The organism is Chitinophaga sp. (assembly GCF_035761305.1).
Lineage (GTDB): Bacteria > Bacteroidota > Bacteroidia > Chitinophagales > Chitinophagaceae > Chitinophaga.
Genome location: NZ_DASTRI010000240.1, coordinates 1 through 20053, shown reverse-complemented (window position 1 = coordinate 20053; position 20053 = coordinate 1). Strand labels below are relative to the sequence as shown.

Below are 20053 nucleotides of genomic sequence, written 5' to 3'. Positions count from 1 at the left end.
TTAAAAGAAGGGTTGAAGTTAAAGCACTTGCAGCATATATCCTACCGGCTTTTTAGCGCCTGCTTCCCGCTGCTGCGGCTATTTTACATATACTGTTTTGATATTCAGGAACTCATGGGTGCCTTCAGCCGCCAGCTCCCGCCCGTAGCCCGATTGCTTAATGCCGCCAAAGGGCAGGCGGGCATCGGAGTGTACCATATCGTTGATATATACATTGCCGCTTTCTATTTGTGTGGCCAGGCGGGTGGCTTTTTCAATGTCGCGGGTCCACAGGGCGGCGCCCAGGCCAAAGGTGGGGTGGTTGGCCAGCTGAATGGCTTCCTGCTCGTTTTTGGCGGTAATAAGGGTTGCCAGGGGGCCAAAGGTTTCCTCTTCAAAGGCCGTCATGTGCGGTTGCACATTTGTAAGCAAGGTGGGCGCAAAGTTGCAGCCTTCATACTGCCCGCCGCTCAGCAGGGCAGCGCCCTGCTGCATGGTTTGCTGCATTTGGCCGGCCAGGCTCTCAGCCAGGTCGGGCCGGGCCATGGGGCCAATGTCTGTTTGTTCTGCAAAGGGATCGCCCTGCCGCATTTTTTGCAATATGCCGGTTACTTTGCTGGTAAAGGCTTCGGCAATATCGCTTTCCACAATCCACCGTTTGGCGGCAATGCATGATTGTCCGGCGTTTTGCATGCGCGCTTTTACCGCTACTGCGGCAGCGGCGTCCAGGTCGGCATCTTTCAGCACCACAAACGGATCGCTGCCACCCAGCTCCAGCACGCTTTTTTTAATGTACTTACCGGCCAGCTGGGCTACGCTCATACCAGCGGGGGTGCTGCCCGTAAGGGTTACGCCCTGCACGCGGTCGTCGGCTATAATTGGTTCCAGGTCTTTTGAATTTACCAGTACTGCCTGGAAAGCGCCTTCGGGGAAACCGGCTTCCAGGAACAGCTGTTCAATGGCCAGCGCGCAGCCGCTTACATTGCTGGCATGTTTCAGCAGCCCTGCGTTGCCGGCCAGCAGGTTGGGAATGGCAAAGCGGAACACCTGCCAGTAAGGGAAGTTCCAGGGCATAATGGCCAGTATAATGCCCTTGGGCTGGTATATTACGTAGCTGTTGCCGGCATCGGAGGGAAGGGGTTTGGGCTGCAGCATACCTGCAACGTTTTGTGCGTAGTATTCGGCGCTGGCTGCGCATTTCAGCACTTCTGCCTTTGCCTCTTTCAGCGTTTTGCCCATTTCCCGGGTAATGATGGTGGCATGCTCGTTTACCTGTTCTTTCAGCAGGGCAGCGGCTTTCAGCATCCAGTCGCAACGCTGCTGCAGGGGTATTTGCCCCAGCTGCCGGTAAGTGGCGTGGCCTTTTGTCAATAGCCCGTCTATCTGCGCTTTAGTGTGTGCTTCGTACTCAGCAATGGTTTCCTGTGTGTACGGGTACACGCTTTTGAAATTAGCCATATGATACTGTTTAGTGATCAAATGTAAGGGAATAAAAAAAGAGGAACAGCAAAAGCCGTTCCTCCCTCTTTAAATAGTATGCTTAGCCGGTGCCTTAATCCTGCACGCGGGTAATTTTGAGCACATTGGTAGGCAGATGCTCCTTTACAGGGGTGCTGCCGGTGTTTACCACAATATCATCTGATTTCAGGAAGCCTCTTTCCTTCAGGATGTTGATCTGGTCCTGGATAATATCATCCAGGCTTTCTTCTTCTGCATAGTAGAAGGCGCGTACGCCCCAGCTCAGGCTCAGCTGGTTTACCAGGGTTTTTTCCTTGGTAAAGATGTACAGCGGGGAGCGTGGGCGGTAGCTGCTCAGCATAAAGCCGGTGTAGCCGCTCTGCGTCATGCCGATGAGGGCATCTGCATCCAGGTCTTCTGCTATTTTACAGGCGTTATAGCACAGGGCATCGCTCAGGAAAGTGGAGGAGTGACGGTGCGGTATCAGGTTGCGGTTGTAGATGATGTCTTCCTTCTCTACTTCCACAATGATCTTTTTCATGGTTTGTATTACCAGCTCGGGGAACTGGCCGGTAGCGGTTTCGCCGCTCAGCATAACGGCATCGGCGCCTTCCAGCACCGCGTTGGCTACGTCGGTAATTTCACTGCGGTTAGGACGGGTGCGGTCCATCATGCTTTCCATCATCTGGGTGGCCACAATTACCGGTTTGGCGCGGTGTATACATTTACGGATAATATCCTTCTGGATCATGGGTATCTGCTCTACGGGCAGCTCCACGCCCAGGTCGCCGCGGGCTATCATTACGCCGTCGCTTTCCCAGATGATTTCTTTCAGGTTCTGGATAGCTTCCGGCTTTTCTATCTTGGAAATGATCTTGATCTTGGAGTCGCGTGCTTTCAGCTTGCTGCGCAGGTAGGTAAGGTCCTTTACGTCGCGTACAAAGGAAAGGGCCACCCAGTCGCACTCATGATCAATAATAAACTCCAGGTCTACCAGGTCTTTCTCGGTCAGGGCCGGCAGCGACACTTTGGTATCGGGCAGGTTAAAGCCTTTTTTAGACGACAGCACGCCGGGCAGGGTTACTTCCGCCTTAATTTCGCCGGCAGGGGTAATTTCCTTTACCACGGTTTCTATCTTACCATCATCCAGCAATATTTTCTGGCCGGGTTTTACGTCACGGTGCAGGTTTTCGTAAGACACATAGATCTTCTCCATGTTGCCGATCACCTTCTCGTTCACGAAGGTGAGCAAATCGCCCGCCCGCAGCGGCAGCGCGTTATTCTCAATTTCGCCCACCCGCAGCTTGGGACCTTGCAGGTCGGCCAGGATGGCTACATTGTAAGGCTCGGTTTTGTTGATCTGGCGGATCAGGTCAATAATACGGGCTTTATCTTCATGGGAGCCGTGTGAAAAGTTCAAACGGAACACATTTACGCCCGCCTGTACCAGCGCCAGCAATTTTTCATAGGTATCGCAGGCAGGACCAACCGTGGCAACAATTTTAGTCTTATGCGTGGAATGTTCTCTGGATGCCTCATGGTCCATCTGCTTGTGATAATATTTGGATAGATCCTTAGTACTCATAATCTTATTTTTAACTCGCTAGAATTTTACACATCTTGAACCACTCCGCGTCCATTTCTTCTTTGGCCTTAATGGCATGGTCCAGCGGTGTATAATGGATTTTGTTGTTTACGATGCCTACCATCACATTGTGCGTGCCTTCCAGCAGGGCGTTTACGGCTGCATAACCCATACGGCTGGCCAGTATGCGATCCTGGCAGGTAGGGGTGCCGCCTCTTTGAATGTGGCCCAGGATGCAAACCCGGGTATCTGCATTCGGTAGGCTTTGTTTGATCATTTTGGCCACTTCATCGGCGCCGGTTTGGTGGCCCTCCGCTACTACAATCAGGTTCACCAGCTTGCGGCGGCGCTCATTGGCCTGCAGGTCGGCAATAATATCTTCCACTTCCGCTTTATGCTCGGGCATCATAATGTGCTCTGCGCCGGTGGCAATGCCGCTGTGCAGGGCTATATAACCGGCATCGCGGCCCATTACCTCTATAATAAAAAGGCGGTCATGCGCATCGGCAGTATCGCGTATTTTATCAATCGCTTCTATGGCGGTATTTACAGCAGTGTCAAAACCGATGGTAAAGTCGGTGCCGGCAATATCCTTATCAATGGTGCCGGGTAAACCTATGCAGGGTATATCATATTCCTCTGAGAATTTTTGCGCTCCTTTGAATGAGCCGTCCCCGCCAATTACCACTAATCCGTCGATATTATGCTTCTTCAGGTTCTCATAAGCTTTTTTACGGCCTTCCGGCTCGTAAAACTCCATGCAACGGGCCGTTTTGAGAATAGTGCCCCCCCGCTGGATGATATTTGCCACTGATTTGGATTCCATAGGAAGGATCTCGTTCTTCACCATTCCCCGGTACCCATACATAACCCCAAAAACATTCAGTTGATGGTAAATACCTGTTCGTACCACGGCCCTTACTGCTGCATTCATGCCAGGGGCATCTCCGCCGGAAGTAAGAACTGCAATGTTGTTCACTTTTTTCATTCAGGATATAATATTTATCTTCCCAGTGGTTAAATTAGTTTGTTAAAAAAACACCAAAAGGGCGCACAAAAATAACATTTTGGATTTTGTTTCCTAGCAGATATTAGCCGAAATAACCTAAATTTTCAATTTTAGTTAACCAATGCATTGAATTTTTACAAAAACATCAGACATGCTGAAAAAGATTCATAGATACATACTAATTTTTTATATGACTATTTTAACAGGCAGTGCAGTGGCACAGGAGCAACCGGGGCTGGTTTACCCGGTAACGCAGAAAACAGATACCGTTGATGACTACTTTGGTACTAAAATACCCGACCCTTACCGCTGGCTGGAGGACGATCACAGTGAGGCTACCAAAGCCTGGGTGCAGGAGCAGAATAAGGTAACGGAAGCCTACCTGGCCAACATCCCTTTCCGGGAAGCCATCCGCAAACGCCTGTCTGCCCTGTGGAACTACCCTAAAACCGGCGCGCCTTTCCGGGAAGGGGCATACTTTTACTTTTATAAGAACGATGGATTACAGAACCAGGCCGTATTATACCGCCAGCAGGGGATGAACGGCACGCCGGAGGTTTTCCTGGACCCCAACAAGCTGTCGGCCAACGGCACCACCGCCCTAAGCAGCATAGCATTTTCCAAAGATCATAAATATGCCGCGTACCTGCTGGCCAGCGCCGGATCTGACTGGCAGCAGGCGTTTGTAATGGATGTGGCTACCAGGCAGCAGCTGCCCGATAAGCTGGAGTGGATAAAATTCAGCAGCCTCTCCTGGAGAGGGCATGGTTTCTATTACAGCCGTTATGATGCGCCGGATGAGCAGCAGCGCCTGTCAAAAAAGAACGAGTTCCACAAAGTATATTACCACAAGCTGGGCACCCCGCAGGAGCAGGATGAGCTGGTGTATGTAGATAAAGAGCATCCCCTGCGTAACGCCGGGGTTGACGTTACGGAAGATGAGCGCTTCCTGGTGCTAAGCACTTCAGAAGGCACCTCCGGTGCGGAAATACAGTACCGCGACCTGCAGGATCCCCGGCAGCAGGGTTTCAGCATGCTCATAAAAGGATTTGATTACGAGCCGGATGTAATTGACAACGTAGGGGATAGGCTGTTAGTGCGCACCAACCACGATGCGCCCAATTATAAAATAGTGCTGATTGACCCTAAGCATCCTGGAAAGGAAAACTGGCAAACCATAGTGGCGGAAAAACCCGAAGTGCTGGTAAGCGCCAGTACCGCCGGCGGCTACCTGTTTGCCAGCTACCTGAAAGACGCATCTGAACGGGTATACCAGTACGATTATAAAAAAGCGCCCGGCAGCATAACGGAACAGGTGGTTGACCTGCCCGGCATAGGTTCTGTAACCGGCTTTTCCGGTAAGGCCGACGACAAGTTCCTGTTCTACTCCTTTACTTCTTTTACTACGCCGGGCACTATTTACCGGTACGATATTGCCACCCGCAGGTCAACCCTGTACAATAAACCGGTGGTACAGTTTAACCCGGATGATTACGAAACACGGCAGGTGTTTTTTACCAGTACAGGCGGCGCGCGGGTACCCATATTTTTATCCTATAAAAAAGGCATGCAGCTGAATGGCAACAACCCTGTATTATTATATGGTTACGGCGGCTTCAATATTCCTTTAACACCCGGCTTTAATATATCCAACCTGTTCTTTATGGAGCAGGGCGGCATTTATGCCGTTGTAAACCTGCGGGGCGGCAGCGAGTATGGCGAAGCCTGGCATAAGGCCGGCATGCTGCAAAACAAGCAGCATGTGTTTGACGATTTTATCGGCGCTGCCGAATACCTGGTAAAGGAGAAGTACACCAATCCCTCCCGCATTGCCATCCGCGGCGGCTCTAACGGCGGCCTGCTGGTAGGCGCGTGTATGACGCAGCGGCCGGATCTGTTTAAGGTAGCCCTGCCGGCCGTAGGGGTAATGGATATGCTGCGTTACCAGAAGTTTACCATTGGCTGGGCGTGGGCGGTGGAGTACGGCAGCAGCGATAATCCCGCGCAGTTTAAATACCTGGTCAGGTATTCGCCCTTGCATAACCTGAAGCCCGGCACCGCGTACCCGGCCACGTTAGTTACCACGGCCGATCATGACGACCGCGTAGTGCCGGCGCATTCCTTTAAGTTTGCCGCTACGCTGCAGGCTGCGCAAAAAGGGCCCAACCCAACGCTGATACGTATTGAAACGCAGGCAGGGCACGGCGCAGGAAAGCCTACTTCCAAGCAGATAGATGAAGCAACGGATGTGTGGGCCTTTACGATGTATAATTTAGGTATGACAATGAAATAGTGAATTACGAATTAGTAAATTACGAATTGCGAATGAGCGGCGGTTGTATACATTATTAAGCGTGCTTGTTTATAGCAATGCCTGCAGGCGCTTGCCGGATAATTATAGCTTATGCCCGGTTTCCTGCGGTATATCCATTTTTTCCGCAAGAATTATAATAATCGCGTTCATCCATTCGTAATTCGTAATTTACTAATTCGTAATTTTAGATAAATGGCTGCTATGAAGGTTTTAATCACAGGAAGTAACGGTTTATTAGGACAGCATCTGGTGCCGCTTTTCGCACAGGACAAGCAGTATGAGGTAATTGCAGCATGCAGGGGCGTGAACCGCCTGCCCTCACAGGAAGGCTATACGTACGAGCCGGTAAACCTCCGTAATGCGGTAAGCGCGCAACAGCTACTGGAAAAGCACCGGCCGGATGTGATTATTCACGCAGCCGCCATGACCCAGGTAGACGAATGTGAACGTAACAAGGAGGCCTGCTGGGACACCAACGTGGCGGCTACACGCTACCTGGTGCAGGCGGCGGAAAAATACAATGCCTACTTCCTGTTCCTTTCCACCGACTTTATATTTGACGGACTGGAAGGCCCGTATGCCGAAGATGCCCCGGCCAACCCGCTCAGCTACTACGGCGCCAGCAAGGTAGCTGCGGAGCGTTTGGTAAAAAACAGCAAGCTGTCCTGGGCCATTGTAAGAACCGTGCTGGTGTATGGCACCGCTGTGGATATGCAGCGCAGCAACATTATTACCTGGGTAAAAAATAACCTGCAGCAGGGTAAAAAAATAAAGGTGGTAGACGACCAGTGGCGTACGCCCACCCTGGTACAGGACCTGGCGGAGGGGTGCAAGCTGGTAGCCGATAAACGCAGCACCGGCGTATACCATATTTCCGGCAGGGAAATGCTTTCCCCCTACGAAATGGCCGTACAAACAGCCCACTTCTTTAAGCTGGATGCCCGCCTTATAGAAAAGGTAAATGCTAAAACCTTTGTGCAGCCGGCCAAACGCCCGGCCAAAACCGGCTTTGTGATTGATAAGGCCGTGCAGGAGCTGGGCTATCAGCCCCACAGCTTTGCAGAGGGGCTGGAAATTGTAGCCAGGGAAATAAAATGATGTGCAGCTGTGCAAATATGCAGCTGTGCAGATGAATGAATTTTACTGGGCCAGGAACACATCCGTGTTTTTGCCGTAGTTGACCCGTACAAACTTTACTCTTTCAGCAGTATCTTTTATTGGTGTTTTAAAGGTAATGGCCAGCCGGTAAACCGAGGAGTCCTGTGTACTGTAGTAGCCTGCTTTTACCCCGCAGCATTTCTCCAGCTGTTTTATTCTTCTTTCTGCTGCCGCCCGGCTGCTGTAAGCGCCAAACACCACTTTATACTGAATAGTGTCATTTTCACTGACCGGGATGGTTGTGGCAGTATCGGCAGGCGTCATTTCCTGCACCATATTCATTGTATCAAGCTCGGTGGGCGATACCGTTAATGTGTCCAGGGTGGTATGGCCTATGCCGGTGGCCTGGTTATCTTTAAACCACCAGATGGCGGTAGCCAGTAAAGCGGCGGCTATGGGAACTGCTACCCACCACCATTTAAACCGCGACTGCTGCTCTTCCAGCTCCCACGGTGCGGGCGGATAAGAGGCTGGTTCAGCTGCCTCCTGGGTATGAGTGGCTTCCACGGGTTCCTGGTTAGCGGCCAGGCTGTCATACAGCTGCTGCGCAGCTTCCGGCAACGGGGTATAAGCTGGCGGCGGCGTGTTGGCAGGGGGAGGGGTATAGGCAGGCTGCGGCGCCGGTGTTGCCTCCTGGCTGGCCGGGGAAGGTACATCCATGTGATGCACGGGCCGCAGGTGCAGGGTGTCCGGCTTACCGGGCAGATTTTCAGGGTAAAAATCAGTATGGCCCAGGGCGTCTATTTGCAGTAAGCCAATACCGGGCAGGGTAAGCGGCTGCCGGGTGGCCAGGGCCTCCTTCATTTCCGCAATATATTTGTCCAGCTTTAGCTGCGCTACTGCCGGCACCAGGTTCTCTTTCAATGAAATCCATTCCAGGCATGAGCCGTCGTCTGTCCAGTGCTCATCAAAGTTTACCCGCTGCCCCGGAGGTTCAAGGCTTCTGTCAGCGGGGTTATACCTGGCTGGTAAAAACTCAAGCGTAAAAGTGCCTATGCCCGGCACTATGCACACCTGCTGCCGGAAAAGCACATCCTGGATGTATTGTAGTAATATCAAGGTCGTATATGATTATTGCGCAAGTTTACAACTTAAAATTTAATCATTACTCCTCCCAATATATTAAAACCGTAAGTCGGATACCCGTTCCAGCGCTGGTAATGTGTATTAAACAGGTTATTGGCGTTTACCCAAAGGTTAATATACCTGCCAATATCGTAGTTGGCGCCTGCGTTCAGGTCCCATGCTCCCTTGGTTTTGGCAAAGTCTTTATTGGCCAGCTGGTAGTAGCTGCCGCTCAGTGCATACAGGTTGGCATTCAAGTGCAGGTTTTTGATAAGGGTGTACTGTGCATAGGCATTGGCCTGGAACGGTACCAGGTGCCAGGGCTTTACCTCAGTGGTTTGCTTGTTGTAGTTGTACCAATCGCCGGTGAGGCGCAGCTGAAACTTTTCTTCCTCTATATAGCCTATTTCGGCATGCAGCTGAAATGCGCGCAGCTGCTCTTCATTTTTGATATAGAAGGTGTTGCCCACGGTGCTGTCATTTACAAAAAGCGGCATGTTGTACCAGGTAACGGCGGCAAACTTGGTGTTATAGTTAATATGGCTGCCCAGGGTGCCTTTAATACCAGTGTACTTTTCCTCTACGCGGGTATTCAGCACGCCCGGCGGGTACTGGCCTATGAAAGGGTTGTTATTGGCCAGGTTGCGGTAGCTGTTCTTTTCAATGTAGGAAACCCAGCCGCTGCTCAGTATCACTTTCTTGCGTATCAGGTGCGACTCGTTCACAATGTCGGGCAGCAGGTAAAATTTGCTGTTGGTCCAGGTAGGGTTTACGCCTGCGTGCAGGGTAAAGCCGGGTTTAATGATCTCCAGGGCGGGGTGAATGGCTACTACGTTGTTGTTCACCTGTTTGAGGTCGCCTTCCTTAAAGGTGGTGAGATCAAATATGCCTTCTGCCCGCAGGTAAAAATCCTCCAGCAGCTGCTTGCTCACCGGCGCATTTATAACCACGGTGTTTTCCTTACGGTCAAAAGCGTCGGTAAATATCATGAACCTGGCCCTGGGCGCTATCATCACGGCCCAGTCGTTATGCGGGCGGTTCTTCAGGCCTACCTGTATGGTGCCCTGGTTAAAGGCCTGCTTTACATCTCCTTTGGAAAAATCGTACAGCGTATGATCGTACCCGTAATAATGTATTACGTTGCGGTCAAAACCTACGCTGCCGGTAATTTCAAACAGGGGAGAGTAGTAGGTGCCGGATGCCAGCACATTCAGCGCGCTGTAGTCCTGGTTTTTTATTTTGCCTTTGGAGCCGGTATAGCTGCCATACAGGCCAAAGTTATATTTATCATTACGGCCGCTGCCGAAGCCGGCCTGTATAAGCGGGGTTTGGTAATTGCCAAAGCCGGCTTTTATAAAGTTGTTCTGCAGGGCATTCAGCGAGTCCTTACCCAGGGCCAGGGGCTTTAAGGGCACGGGCTGGTACATAAAATACAGGTTAAGGGCCGGCACCTGGTACAGCATGCGCGGGCGGGCAGTATCTACCCCCGGCAGGGAGGCGGTGAGGTTCAGCTTTGCCGCATCGCGCAGCTTGGGCTGGTAGGTAGAGATGATGTCAATGGTTTCCTGCTTCAGCGAGTCCTGCGCACGGGCAGGCTGCTGTAAAAAGCAACCGGCCATTACTCCAATGCATCCCCATCTGCTTATATATTTAATTTTACCGTTCATTTATGCGCTGTTTATATTTTATCATTTAATAACTGGTTCAGGGCTTGCTCCTGATTTTGGAGGCGGCTTTTTCCGCGGCTTCCACCTTTTCCAGCTTTTCTTTTGCTTCCTGCTTCAGCTCCGGTATGGGACAGTTTTCCGCCAGGCTCTGGAAGGTGGCTTTTGCATTAAAGTAATCTTTCTGCTGGGTGTACACATCGCCTAACAATATATAGGCTTTGGCTACCCAGGTGCCGTAGGAAGGCGTGTTCTTTATTACGTCAAAGCCGGCCTTTTCCGCGGCGTCCAGCTCATTTTTTGCCAGGTAGCATACGCCGGTATTATAGCGGGCTTCCGCACCGGTTTCTGATTTGGTAAGGCCCGATACTGTTTTAAATTCACTGATAGCCTCATCATACTGCTGCTGCTCCTGTTTGGCGCGGCCCAGGTAAAAGTGTGCGGCAATCTGGTCGTCGGTGCTGATGCTGGTGTTGGACAGCAGCATTTCCGCATAGTTGGCTACTTCATCCCAGTGTTTCAGCTGGTAGTTGCTGCGCAGCAGGCCGCGGGTGGCGGTCATGGTGTTTTCCTTGCTGGTGCTCAGGTCCTGCAGCTCCAGGTAGTAGGTGCGGGCCTTTTCATAGTTCTTTACCTGGTAAAAGTAAATGTTGGCGGCCTGCAGGGCGGAACGTTCTGCATACAGGCTGTTATTGCCCGACAGTACGTACTCGTAACCCGGTAAGGCGGTCGTATAGTCCTTGCTGTTATACGCGCATTCGGAGCGGTAAAAGTAAGCCGGCAGCAGGAACTGGCCGTTCGGGTATTTTTGTATATAGCTGTTAAAGGCTGGTACGGCGCCGGCGCAGTCGCCGCTGCTAAAGCGCGCTTCTGCGGCCGCATAGGCCAGTGAGTCGGCGGCGGAGGCGGTTACGGTTCTGCCGCTGGCTTTCAGCAGGGCCACATATTCATCGGTTTTGCCCTGGCCCACATAAATGTCTTTTACCGCCTGCAGGGCTTCATTGGCCTCTGCGGAGTTGGGATATTTTTCCACCACCTGGCGGTAGTAGGAGAGGGCTTTGCTTTCATTGTTTTTATTGAAATAGCACAGTCCCAGCTTCAGCAGCGCCCTGGGGGCATTGGGCCCGTTGGGCTGCTTTTGCAGGGTGTTTTCCAGGTAGGGAATGGCCTCCGTATATTTTTCAGATGCCAGGTAGGTATTGGCAATTTCATAGTCGGCATCATTGCCAAAGTTGGAGCTGGGAAACTTGTTGCCCAGCTGCTTTAACAGGTTCAGTTTTTCATTGTACCTGCCCTGTATGCCCAGGATAATGCTTTTCTGGTAGGTGGCGTAATCGGCGCCGGGATCGTTATTGGCAATAACACGGTCGTACAGCGCAGTGGCCCTGCCAAAATCCTTCAGCATGTAATAGCAGTCGGCGCTGCGCAGCAGCGCATCGTTGTTGATGCGGGCGGCATTGGGGCCGGAGGCTTTTTGCGCAGCTTCAAAGTGTTGCAGGGCATGGGTATAATCCTCTTTTTTCAGCAGGGCATATCCCATATTATAGCTGGCTGTTTGCGCATTGGCCTCACCGGAAGCAGGTACTGCGCCGGTAAGGTAAGCATTCAGGTTAATGATGGCATTATCTGTGCGCTGCTGGCGCAGGGCAATTTCCGCTTTCCAGAAATGCGCCAGCTGTTTGATATTGTTGTCGTAAGGGTTTTTAATGGCTACATCCAGCAGGCGGTCGGCTTCTGCCAGCTGCCCGTCGTTAATCAGCTGTACGGCCCTGCCGTAGGCCACACGCTGGTAGGCGCGCAATACGGCCGGGCTTTTATCCGGTATTGCTTCTATGGTGGTGATGGCGTCCCCGTAGTTGTTGGTGTTGGCAAACAGCTGCACCAGTATTTCGCGGGCCTCTTTGGTGTAAGCGGATTGCGGGTATGTTTTTACAAAGCTGGACAGCTCATTCAGCGCAACATCCTGGTAGCCCAGCTCATACGACAGCTTGCCGTAGTTGAAGCGGGATATTTCCTGCTGCTGGGGATTGGAGTTATTACGTGCGCCAAAGGCAAAAGCATTGCGCGCGTTGGCTTTCTGGCCGGTGCGCAGGTAACAGTCGCCCAGCAGGTACATAGAGTTTTGTCCTAAAGAGTCTTTTTCGCTGCTCAGCTGTTTAAAGCCGTTAATGGCTTTGTTATAATCGCCTGTCTGGTAGTAGCAGTAGGAAAGCTGGTACACATCTTCCTTGCGTACTTCGGCGGCATCGTCCTGGTATTGCTGCAGGTAGGGCAGGGCTTTTTTGTAGTCTTTCTTTTCAAAATACGCTTGTCCCAGCAGCTGTTTCAGCTCGGTATCGTAATAAATGTCGCCTTTTTTCAGCAGGGATTCGCCGTAACGGATCACCTCATCTTTTTTACCCTCAAAGTAATAGATCTCCGCAATGTAGTAAGGTACAATGGTAGCGTACTTGGGCTCCTGCTCCACCCGTTTAAAGCTGGCCAGCGCCTCATTATACTGGTGGTTGTTGTAGGCAATAAAGCCGTAGTAGTAATTGGCAGGTATGTAGTATTTGCCCTGTATTTCCTTAATGGAGGCAAACAGGGGCTGGGCTTTCTGAAAATCCTTTACGTTAAAATAGCAGTAGGCCAGCTCAAATTTGGCATCGGCAATTTCGGCGTTGGAAAGGTTATCGATATTGGCCTTTTCGTAATAGGGAATGGCTTCCTGCAGCTGGTTACGGTGAAAATAATATTTGGCCAGCTGGTAGCTCACCAGCTGCTCCCGGGCGTTGTTGTTGGCCCTTTCCAGGAACTCCTGCGCCATTTTTTCCGCGTCGGCCTGCTGCAGCTTCAGCGCGCATACCGTATAGTAATATTCCGCGTCTGTTTTTACCAGGGAGCGGTTGGGGGCTTTGAAGTAATCGATGTGTTGTATTACCTGCCGGAAAAGCTGCAGTGACACGGCATACTTCTCCTGCTGGAATAATTGCTGCGCGTCCTTGAAAACTTTATCAGGTTCTGTATAAATGCGTGTTTGTTGTGCCCGGGCGGCTGTGGGGGCCAGTAAGCCGGTGCCGGCAAAGGCAAGGAGAGAGATCAGCAACTGTCCGGAAACCACGATCTTTTTTATAAACATGCTCTGTATTTATTAAAATAGTAGATGGCTTACCTGTTAACGCACATTTTCCCGGTTTGGTATTGACAACCAGTGGATTAATCAATAATTAGTGAACAGGGGGAGCCGTGCAGGAACAGGTAACCCAATAAACGCTGAAAACAATGGTAGCAAATATAAAAGTTTATACCCTTTTGCCTTGTAATGCTTTTCTAACAGCAATGTGGATAACTCTCATCCAAGGCATAGGGGTATTGCCCTATCTTGCAATGAAAATGCTGGTATCAGCAAGAATTAAACCATTTTTGTAATACTATGAGAAGACTCTTTTCTGCCACCTTTACCATTGGAACTGTACACTTTTCCCTGTTTTTACTGCGGCTGGTTTTTGGAGCGCTGATGCTTACGCACGGCTGGCCCAAACTCATGAACTTTGCATCCCTTTCACACAAATTCCCCGACCCGCTGCACGTAGGGCACACTGCCTCCCTGGGAATGGTTGTTTTTGCAGAGGTATTTTGTGCTGTTTTTGTGATACTGGGCCTGCTTACCCGCCTGGCCACCATTCCGCTGATCATTTGCATGAGCGTAGCCATTTTCATGATCCATACGCATGACCCGATAGATATAAAAGAGAAAGCCATCGCCTTCCTGACGGTGTTTATCGTGCTGCTGTTCTGCGGCCCAGGTAAAGTTAGCTTTGACAGTATGATTGGAAGATAAGATTAAAAAAAACGAATGTTCACATCTGTTACGCAAATACGGGTACGATACGGAGAAACCGACCAGATGGGCTATCTGTATTACGGTAATTATGCATTGTATTATGAGGTAGGCCGCGCAGAGGCCATCCGCGAGCTGGGTTTTACCTACCGCCAGCTGGAAGAGCAGGGCATTATTATGCCCGTGGCAGAGCTGAATGTAAAATACCTGCGCCCTGCTTTTTATGATGATCTGATAACGGTTAAGACTATACTCAAAGAGCTGCGCACCGATCACAAAATACAGTTCCATTCAGAGCTGTATAATGAAAAGGGCGAGCTGCTGAATGTGGGCGTTACCACCCTGGTTTTCCTGCATACCGGCACCAAGCAGAAATCGCCGCTGCCGCAGGCGTTAAAGGAAAAGCTGGAGCCGTTTTTTAAGCAGTCTTAAAAAGGCGGCAGGTATGTTTAAAATAATTTTTACCGGGTTGATAAACCGGCTGCCTGTTATGGGCGGCCGTTTTTTTATTTTTTTTAGTAAAATTTATTAACTGTTGTGTTAACAGTACTCACCACGCTACCCATTTAGATCAGCGTCCCAGGGTGAGTCTTTTGCTTTTATAGACTTTTGTAATACTGAACCTTCCGGTTATCCAATTTAGAAAGGATAAGACCGGAGGGTTTTTTGCTTTTGTATGTTTTATACTAAAATTCCAACAACAATTGACCGGCAGATTATCCAGCTGAGCGAGCGTGGTCTTATAATTACAGACGAGCCGCTTGCACGGCATTATTTAGCCAATGTCAGTTATTATCGGTTGGCCGGCTATTGGTGGCCTATGCAGGCAAATAAGGCCACACATGTTTTTAAGCCTAACAGCCGTTTTGAGAATGTTATTGCTTTGTACAATTTTGACAGAGAGCTTCGCCTGCTGGTTTTTGACGTAATTGAACGTATAGAGATTGCCCAAATACGTAATATCTGTGCTCATCATGGCCGGCTTTGGAACAAAAATCTTCCCGGCAGGCCGAACCTGATGGCCAGGCCTCCCAGGCCCTGGTTAACAAGCGTGCCGCCGGCAAATGAGCACCATATGCTTTAATTCATCTTTGCTGTATGCAATACCTGCTGGATGTAGTTAGTCCCGGCCATCATTTTAAGGACAAGTTGACTGAGCTGCTAAGAAAAAATTTGTTTCTTTGTTCATTAAACCTTTACGCCGTGGAAAAAGTAACAGCCAGCATTATTACCATTGGTGATGAATTGCTGATAGGACAAACCATAGATACCAACTCCGCCTGGATGGCGCAGCAGCTGAACGGTATGGGCGTGTGGGTACAACGCCGTGTAGCCGTAGGCGATACAAAGGCCGCCATACTGCAGGCGCTGGATGAAGAAAGCGCCGCTGCCGATATTATCCTCATTACCGGGGGCCTTGGCCCCACAGACGATGATATTACCAAACCTGCCCTGCTGGAATATTTCGGCGGCACAATGGTGCAGCACGCGCCTACCCTGCAGTACCTTATGCAGCGGTTTGAAAGCCGCGGCCTGCCGGTATTACAGCGTAATATAGACCAGGCGCTGGTGCCCGACAGCTGTACCGTGCTTATGAACAACCACGGCCTGGCGCCCGGTATGTGGTTTGAAAAGAACGGGAAGGTGTTTGTATCTATGCCCGGGGTGCCGCATGAAATGAAGGGTATTATGACAGACCACGTGCTGCCCCGCATCCAGGAGCAGTTCCACACCAGGGCGGTGATACACCAAACCCTGCTCACCTCCGGCCTGGGCGAGTCTTTTGTGGCAGAAAGGCTGCTGGCCTTTGAAGCGCAGCTGCCGCCTAATATTAAGCTGGCGTACCTGCCCAGCTATGGTTTACTGAAATTGCGGCTTACTGCGCTGGGTGACGACAAGGTATCTACCGCCGCAGCGCTGAAGCTGCAGTTTCAGCAGATGCAATCATTGCTCGCCGATATTGCGGTATATGACGAAGATATTCCCATGGGCGCTGTGCTGGGCCGCTACCTGCAAGCCAAAGGCAAAACCGTGGGCACTGCCGAAAGCTGCACCGGCGGTTACATAGCGCATAGCATTACCGCGGTGGCAGGCAGCTCGGCCTACTATAACGGCAGCGTGGTTACTTACAGCAATGCCATGAAAGTAAAGCTGCTGGGCGTAAAAGATGACACCCTGGCCGCCCATGGCGCAGTAAGTGAAGCAACCGTGCGCGAAATGGCTGCCGGCGCGCTGAAAGTGCTAAACACCGATTATGTGATGGCCGTTTCCGGTATTATGGGACCGGACGGCGGCACGCCGGAAAAACCCGTAGGCACGGTATGGATAGCAGCCGGCAGCGCAGATAACATTGTAACGGTAAAGCACCGCCTCATGTACGACCGGGAGCGCAACATACAAATGACAGCCATTTATGCAATGAACGAGCTGCGGAAGTTGCTGTGATATACCGGTTCATTTGCACATTCATACATTAACCTTACATTTGTTGCCAGCAAAACACTAAAAAATAGCTTATGGCCATTGTAGAACTGGTAATGCCAAAAATGGGGGAAAGCATCATGGAAGCCACCATATTACGCTGGCATAAAAAGCCCGGAGATCAGGTAAAAGCTGATGAAACCGTGCTGGAAATTGCTACGGACAAGGTGGATAGTGAGGTGCCTTCCATTGCCGATGGTGAAATTACCGAATTACTGTTTGCAGAGAACGAAGTAGTACCGGTGGGCGCTGTAATTGCCCGCATTAGAACCACCGGCGATGCAGAAGTACCTGTTGCCCCTGCCACGTTACAAGAAGAAACGGTGCCTGCTGCACACCAGCAGTACCACGAAAGTAATAACGATGTACACCACGCTGCACCGGGGCCGGTAGCGGCGCAGCATACAGAGCCCAAGTTCAGCACCAGCGGGCCGCGTTTTTATTCGCCCCTGGTATTAACCATTGCACAGCAGGAAAACGTAAGCTTTGCCGAGCTGGAAAAAATACCAGGCAGCGGCAGCGAAGGCCGGGTTACCAAAAAAGATATACTGGACTATGTTGCGGCCCGCAGCAAAGGACATCACCACCAGCAACAGGCAGCGCCTGCTGCACCGGAAACAGTGGCAACGCCTGTGCAGGTAGAAACCGCCGCCACCATACCGCATGAAACCAGGGCAGTAGCCGCACCGGCAACCAGCTATAACGGCAGCAGCGGAAATGTGGAGATCATTGAAATGGACCGTATGCGCAAAATGATTGCCGAGCATATGGTACGCAGCAAACATACCAGCGCGCACGTAACCAGCTTTGCCGAAGCGGATGTGACCCACATGGTAAAATGGCGCGACAGGGTAAAGCAGGATTTTGAGCGCCGGGAAGGGGAGAAGCTTACCTTCACCCCGCTGTTCATTGAAGCGCTGGTAAAATGCATTAAACGCTTCCCGCTGGTGAACTGCTCACTGGAAGGAGATAAGATAATCCTGAAGAAAGACATTAACATCGGGATGGCCACTGCCCTTCCCAGCGGCAACCTGATAGTACCGGTGATCCGCAATGCAGATATGCTGAACCTGGTAGGCCTTACCCGGCAGGTGAACCACCTGGCCAACGCCGCCCGCCAGAACCGCCTGAAACCGGAAGATACCCAAAGCGGCACCTTTACGCTTACCAATGTAGGCACCTTTGGCAGCCTGGCCGGCACGCCTATCATTAACCAGCCGCAGGTAGCCATACTGGCGGTGGGCGCTATTAAAAAGCGTCCGGTGGTGATAGAAACCGAGCATGGCGACTCTATCGCTATCCGCCATATGATGTACCTGTCGCTTTCCTACGATCACCGCATTGTAGACGGCGCGCTGGGTTCCACCTTCCTGAATGCAGTAGCACAGGAGCTGGAGCACTTTGACCCGGAAAAAGTATATTAATCAGATCCATCCCTGCAGGCGTAAGGTTTGCAGGTACTTTTATGCAGGGCAGCCGTTCCAACGGCTGCCCTGTCTTTTTTTCTCCACCCGCCGCCATATACGTTTTCTAACACAAATGTTATCAGTTTGTTAACATCCAATTAACCACCAAATGTTTAAATGACAGTAATTTACGCGGCATAGTATCGTATCAATAACGGTACTGTTAACCGGTATTTTGCACCTGCTAAAAATAGCATGCCTGTTAAAAGTAATCCCTAAAAGTCATTCGCGTTATTAGATAACATATCCTATATATCCTTGCCATGATCAACATTGGTATCATTGAAGACAACTATTTTCAGCTAAACAGCTATAAGGAGTTTCTAGAAGATTTCCAGGATTGCAGGGTAGTATTTGCCTGCAAGTCCATGGCAGCATTCCGGGAGCTGCCGGCCTATGAAATAAACGTACACATTATTTTACTGGATGTAACATTGCCCGGCGAAACCGGCATACAATGCATTTACCCGCTGCGCCGCCTTTTCCCCGAGGCCAGGATTATTATGCTTTCTGCCCAGGATAATAAGGCGGACATTATAGCCTCCATTAAGGAAGGGGCGCACGGTTACCTGCTGAAGACCGGGCGATTGACGGAAATTTACCAGGGCATGATGGATGCGCTCAACTTTGGCAGCACCCTTTCGCCCAGGGTGGCTTATCAGCTGATCCGGCATATGAATGAAGATCCGCTGCAGCAGCTGAGGGGCCGGCTTACCGAAAGGGAATATGAGCTGCTGCACCTGTTAAAGGAAGGGCATTCCTACAAAGCCATGGCTGCCCGGCTGCATTTATCTGTATTCACCATTAACCACCATCTGAAAAAGATTTACCAGAAGCTGAATGTTTCCTCCAAATCAGAGCTGGTGTCACGCCTGTGTTTAAACAACTTACAGCTGCCACTATAATAAGTAGGGCGCCGGCAGCTGCGGCAAATAACAACCACTACAATAAGTGGCACACAAAAGGAACGCTTACTGTAATATTGCAAGCGGGTTTGAGGCAGGAAATGTGCGGGTGAATGTTACTTTACTATGTATTCCATATCCTCTGAACGATACGGTGCACATCCAAATGAGATAGCTCAGGGATAAGCACCCGCCGGCAATATAACCAGTTGCCTGCATTACACCATCGCAATGAACATTACAACAAGGCGCCGTTATCATCGGCGCCATTTTGTTATATGGCCGGGGCTGCCGCAGTAAACGGCTAAAACAAAAGAACCGCCCTGTGTAACAGGACGGCTCTTTCAAATTTCATTTGGCCTTGAAAACCTGGCGCAATAGAATAAATAACTAAAAATTAATAGCGACGATCGCGGCCACCGCCACCATATCCACCGCCACCACGGTTACCACCACCACTTCTGAAGTTATTATTCGGTTGTTTAGGTCTAGCTTCGTTTACCATTAATTGTTTGCCTTCAATCTCAGTGCCATTCAAACTATTCATAGCCTTGGATCCTTCTTCCTGGTTAGGCATTTCCACAAATCCAAAACCGCGGGAACGGCCGGTTTCGTGGTCCTTAATGATTTTCGCAGAGGTCACTTCGCCAAACTCACTGAAAATTTGGTGAAGGTCCTCATCGTTCAACCTATAGTGCAGGTTGGCTACGTAAATGTTCATGACTAAAAGATTAATAAAATGAAAAATAATACTGAAGATAAAGAAATTAAATTGATAAAATATCTAACCCCCGGAACATTTTCTGAAAAGAGCAACCCCGGGTATGTACAGCATACCCCAAACGTTGTACAGATAAGGGTTTACAGGGTTTTTTAAATATTCATTAAAATGAGTTGAAATGTAAAACGGCGTTCTTTTTGTATGCTTTTTTTTGTAAATTTAGTACATAATCCATTAAATTTTATTATTATGGGTGTATTGAGTGAAACCTGGTTTGCAGACGGCTATATTGATTTTGAACAGAAAAAATATACCTTACTGGCTTACCTGCAGGAAATCAACCATTATTTCAACGAAAACAAGCTTTACCCCCAACTGGCCGACGTTATTTTCCATTACAACAACCTGGTAGCTTTCCGCGACAACAA

Annotated in this window: 15 protein-coding genes; 8 read left to right on the top strand and 7 right to left on the bottom strand. The window is 50.3% G+C overall.

The window, feature by feature from the left end:
- Positions 1-78: 78 nt before the first annotated feature.
- The 3 genes from VFS25_RS20285 to pfkA all read right to left on the bottom strand — a co-directional run bounded on the left by VFS25_RS20285 (position 79) and on the right by pfkA (position 4010).
- Positions 79-1437 (bottom strand): NAD-dependent succinate-semialdehyde dehydrogenase, encoded by a 1359-nt coding sequence (locus VFS25_RS20285; RefSeq protein WP_326464005.1) that lies wholly within the window; start codon positions 1435-1437, stop codon positions 79-81.
- Positions 1438-1531: 94 nt separating this feature from the next.
- On the bottom strand, positions 1532-3022 hold the full coding sequence (gene pyk, locus VFS25_RS20280) for a pyruvate kinase (RefSeq protein ID WP_326464004.1): 1491 nt from the start codon (positions 3020-3022) through the stop codon (positions 1532-1534).
- A 10-nt stretch (positions 3023-3032) separates the two neighbouring features.
- A complete protein-coding gene (pfkA, locus tag VFS25_RS20275) occupies positions 3033-4010 on the bottom strand; it encodes a 6-phosphofructokinase (RefSeq protein WP_326464003.1) in 978 nt (325 codons plus the stop codon).
- Between the two features lie 211 nt (positions 4011-4221).
- Here pfkA and VFS25_RS20270 point away from each other — a divergent pair, with 211 nt between their 5' ends.
- Positions 4222-6324, top strand: coding sequence for a prolyl oligopeptidase family serine peptidase (locus VFS25_RS20270; RefSeq protein ID WP_326464002.1), 2103 nt, complete (start codon positions 4222-4224; stop codon positions 6322-6324).
- A 222-nt stretch (positions 6325-6546) separates the two neighbouring features.
- The gene (locus VFS25_RS20265) at positions 6547-7443 is read left to right on the top strand and encodes an SDR family oxidoreductase (RefSeq protein ID WP_326464001.1); all 897 of its coding nucleotides are present in this window, start codon (positions 6547-6549) and stop codon (positions 7441-7443) included.
- Between the two features lie 42 nt (positions 7444-7485).
- Here VFS25_RS20265 and VFS25_RS20260 read toward each other — a convergent pair whose 3' ends face one another.
- Genes VFS25_RS20260 through VFS25_RS20250 form a run of 3 tightly spaced genes read right to left on the bottom strand, consistent with a single transcriptional unit; the run spans position 7486 to position 13350 of the window.
- Positions 7486-8562, bottom strand: coding sequence for an SPOR domain-containing protein (locus tag VFS25_RS20260; RefSeq protein ID WP_326464000.1), 1077 nt, complete (start codon positions 8560-8562; stop codon positions 7486-7488).
- 32 nt (positions 8563-8594) lie between these two features.
- A complete protein-coding gene (locus VFS25_RS20255; RefSeq protein WP_326463999.1) occupies positions 8595-10235 on the bottom strand; it encodes a hypothetical protein in 1641 nt (546 codons plus the stop codon).
- A gap of 37 nt (positions 10236-10272) precedes the next feature.
- Complete coding sequence (locus VFS25_RS20250; RefSeq protein ID WP_326463998.1) at positions 10273-13350, bottom strand: tetratricopeptide repeat protein; 3078 nt, start codon at positions 13348-13350, stop codon at positions 10273-10275.
- A gap of 294 nt (positions 13351-13644) precedes the next feature.
- On the opposite strand from VFS25_RS20250, the gene VFS25_RS20245 reads away from it, so the two are divergent.
- From VFS25_RS20245 to VFS25_RS20220, 6 genes are all read left to right on the top strand, one after another.
- A complete protein-coding gene (locus tag VFS25_RS20245) occupies positions 13645-14052 on the top strand; it encodes a DoxX family protein (protein ID WP_326463997.1) in 408 nt (135 codons plus the stop codon).
- 15 nt (positions 14053-14067) lie between these two features.
- A complete protein-coding gene (locus tag VFS25_RS20240; protein WP_326463996.1) occupies positions 14068-14484 on the top strand; it encodes a thioesterase family protein in 417 nt (138 codons plus the stop codon).
- Positions 14485-14728: 244 nt separating this feature from the next.
- On the top strand, positions 14729-15136 hold the full coding sequence (locus VFS25_RS20235) for an Abi family protein (RefSeq protein ID WP_326463995.1): 408 nt from the start codon (positions 14729-14731) through the stop codon (positions 15134-15136).
- A 119-nt stretch (positions 15137-15255) separates the two neighbouring features.
- Positions 15256-16497, top strand: a complete 1242-nt coding sequence (locus VFS25_RS20230) for a CinA family nicotinamide mononucleotide deamidase-related protein (RefSeq protein WP_326463994.1) — start codon at positions 15256-15258, stop codon at positions 16495-16497.
- Positions 16498-16568: 71 nt separating this feature from the next.
- Positions 16569-17957: a dihydrolipoamide acetyltransferase family protein gene (locus tag VFS25_RS20225; RefSeq protein ID WP_326463993.1), complete on the top strand. Its 1389-nt coding sequence runs from the start codon at positions 16569-16571 to the stop codon at positions 17955-17957.
- A gap of 305 nt (positions 17958-18262) precedes the next feature.
- Positions 18263-18904, top strand: coding sequence for a response regulator transcription factor (locus tag VFS25_RS20220; protein WP_326463992.1), 642 nt, complete (start codon positions 18263-18265; stop codon positions 18902-18904).
- 397 nt (positions 18905-19301) lie between these two features.
- Here the strand turns inward: VFS25_RS20220 and VFS25_RS20215 are convergent, their stop codons facing one another.
- On the bottom strand, positions 19302-19625 hold the full coding sequence (locus tag VFS25_RS20215; RefSeq protein WP_149838574.1) for an RNA recognition motif domain-containing protein: 324 nt from the start codon (positions 19623-19625) through the stop codon (positions 19302-19304).
- Between the last annotated feature and the right edge of the window lie 428 nt (positions 19626-20053).

Coding starts and splice junctions, on each gene's coding strand:
- VFS25_RS20285 (WP_326464005.1), bottom strand. CDS start 1,437: ATGGCTAATTTCAAAAGCGTGTACCCGTACACACAGGAAACCATTGCT.
- pyk (WP_326464004.1), bottom strand. CDS start 3,022: ATGAGTACTAAGGATCTATCCAAATATTATCACAAGCAGATGGACCAT.
- pfkA (WP_326464003.1), bottom strand. CDS start 4,010: ATGAAAAAAGTGAACAACATTGCAGTTCTTACTTCCGGCGGAGATGCC.
- VFS25_RS20270 (WP_326464002.1), top strand. CDS start 4,222: ATGACTATTTTAACAGGCAGTGCAGTGGCACAGGAGCAACCGGGGCTG.
- VFS25_RS20265 (WP_326464001.1), top strand. CDS start 6,547: ATGAAGGTTTTAATCACAGGAAGTAACGGTTTATTAGGACAGCATCTG.
- VFS25_RS20255 (WP_326463999.1), bottom strand. CDS start 10,235: ATGAACGGTAAAATTAAATATATAAGCAGATGGGGATGCATTGGAGTA.
- VFS25_RS20250 (WP_326463998.1), bottom strand. CDS start 13,350: ATGTTTATAAAAAAGATCGTGGTTTCCGGACAGTTGCTGATCTCTCTC.
- VFS25_RS20245 (WP_326463997.1), top strand. CDS start 13,645: ATGAGAAGACTCTTTTCTGCCACCTTTACCATTGGAACTGTACACTTT.
- VFS25_RS20240 (WP_326463996.1), top strand. CDS start 14,068: ATGTTCACATCTGTTACGCAAATACGGGTACGATACGGAGAAACCGAC.
- VFS25_RS20235 (WP_326463995.1), top strand. CDS start 14,729: ATGTTTTATACTAAAATTCCAACAACAATTGACCGGCAGATTATCCAG.
- VFS25_RS20225 (WP_326463993.1), top strand. CDS start 16,569: ATGGCCATTGTAGAACTGGTAATGCCAAAAATGGGGGAAAGCATCATG.
- VFS25_RS20220 (WP_326463992.1), top strand. CDS start 18,263: ATGATCAACATTGGTATCATTGAAGACAACTATTTTCAGCTAAACAGC.
- VFS25_RS20215 (WP_149838574.1), bottom strand. CDS start 19,625: ATGAACATTTACGTAGCCAACCTGCACTATAGGTTGAACGATGAGGAC.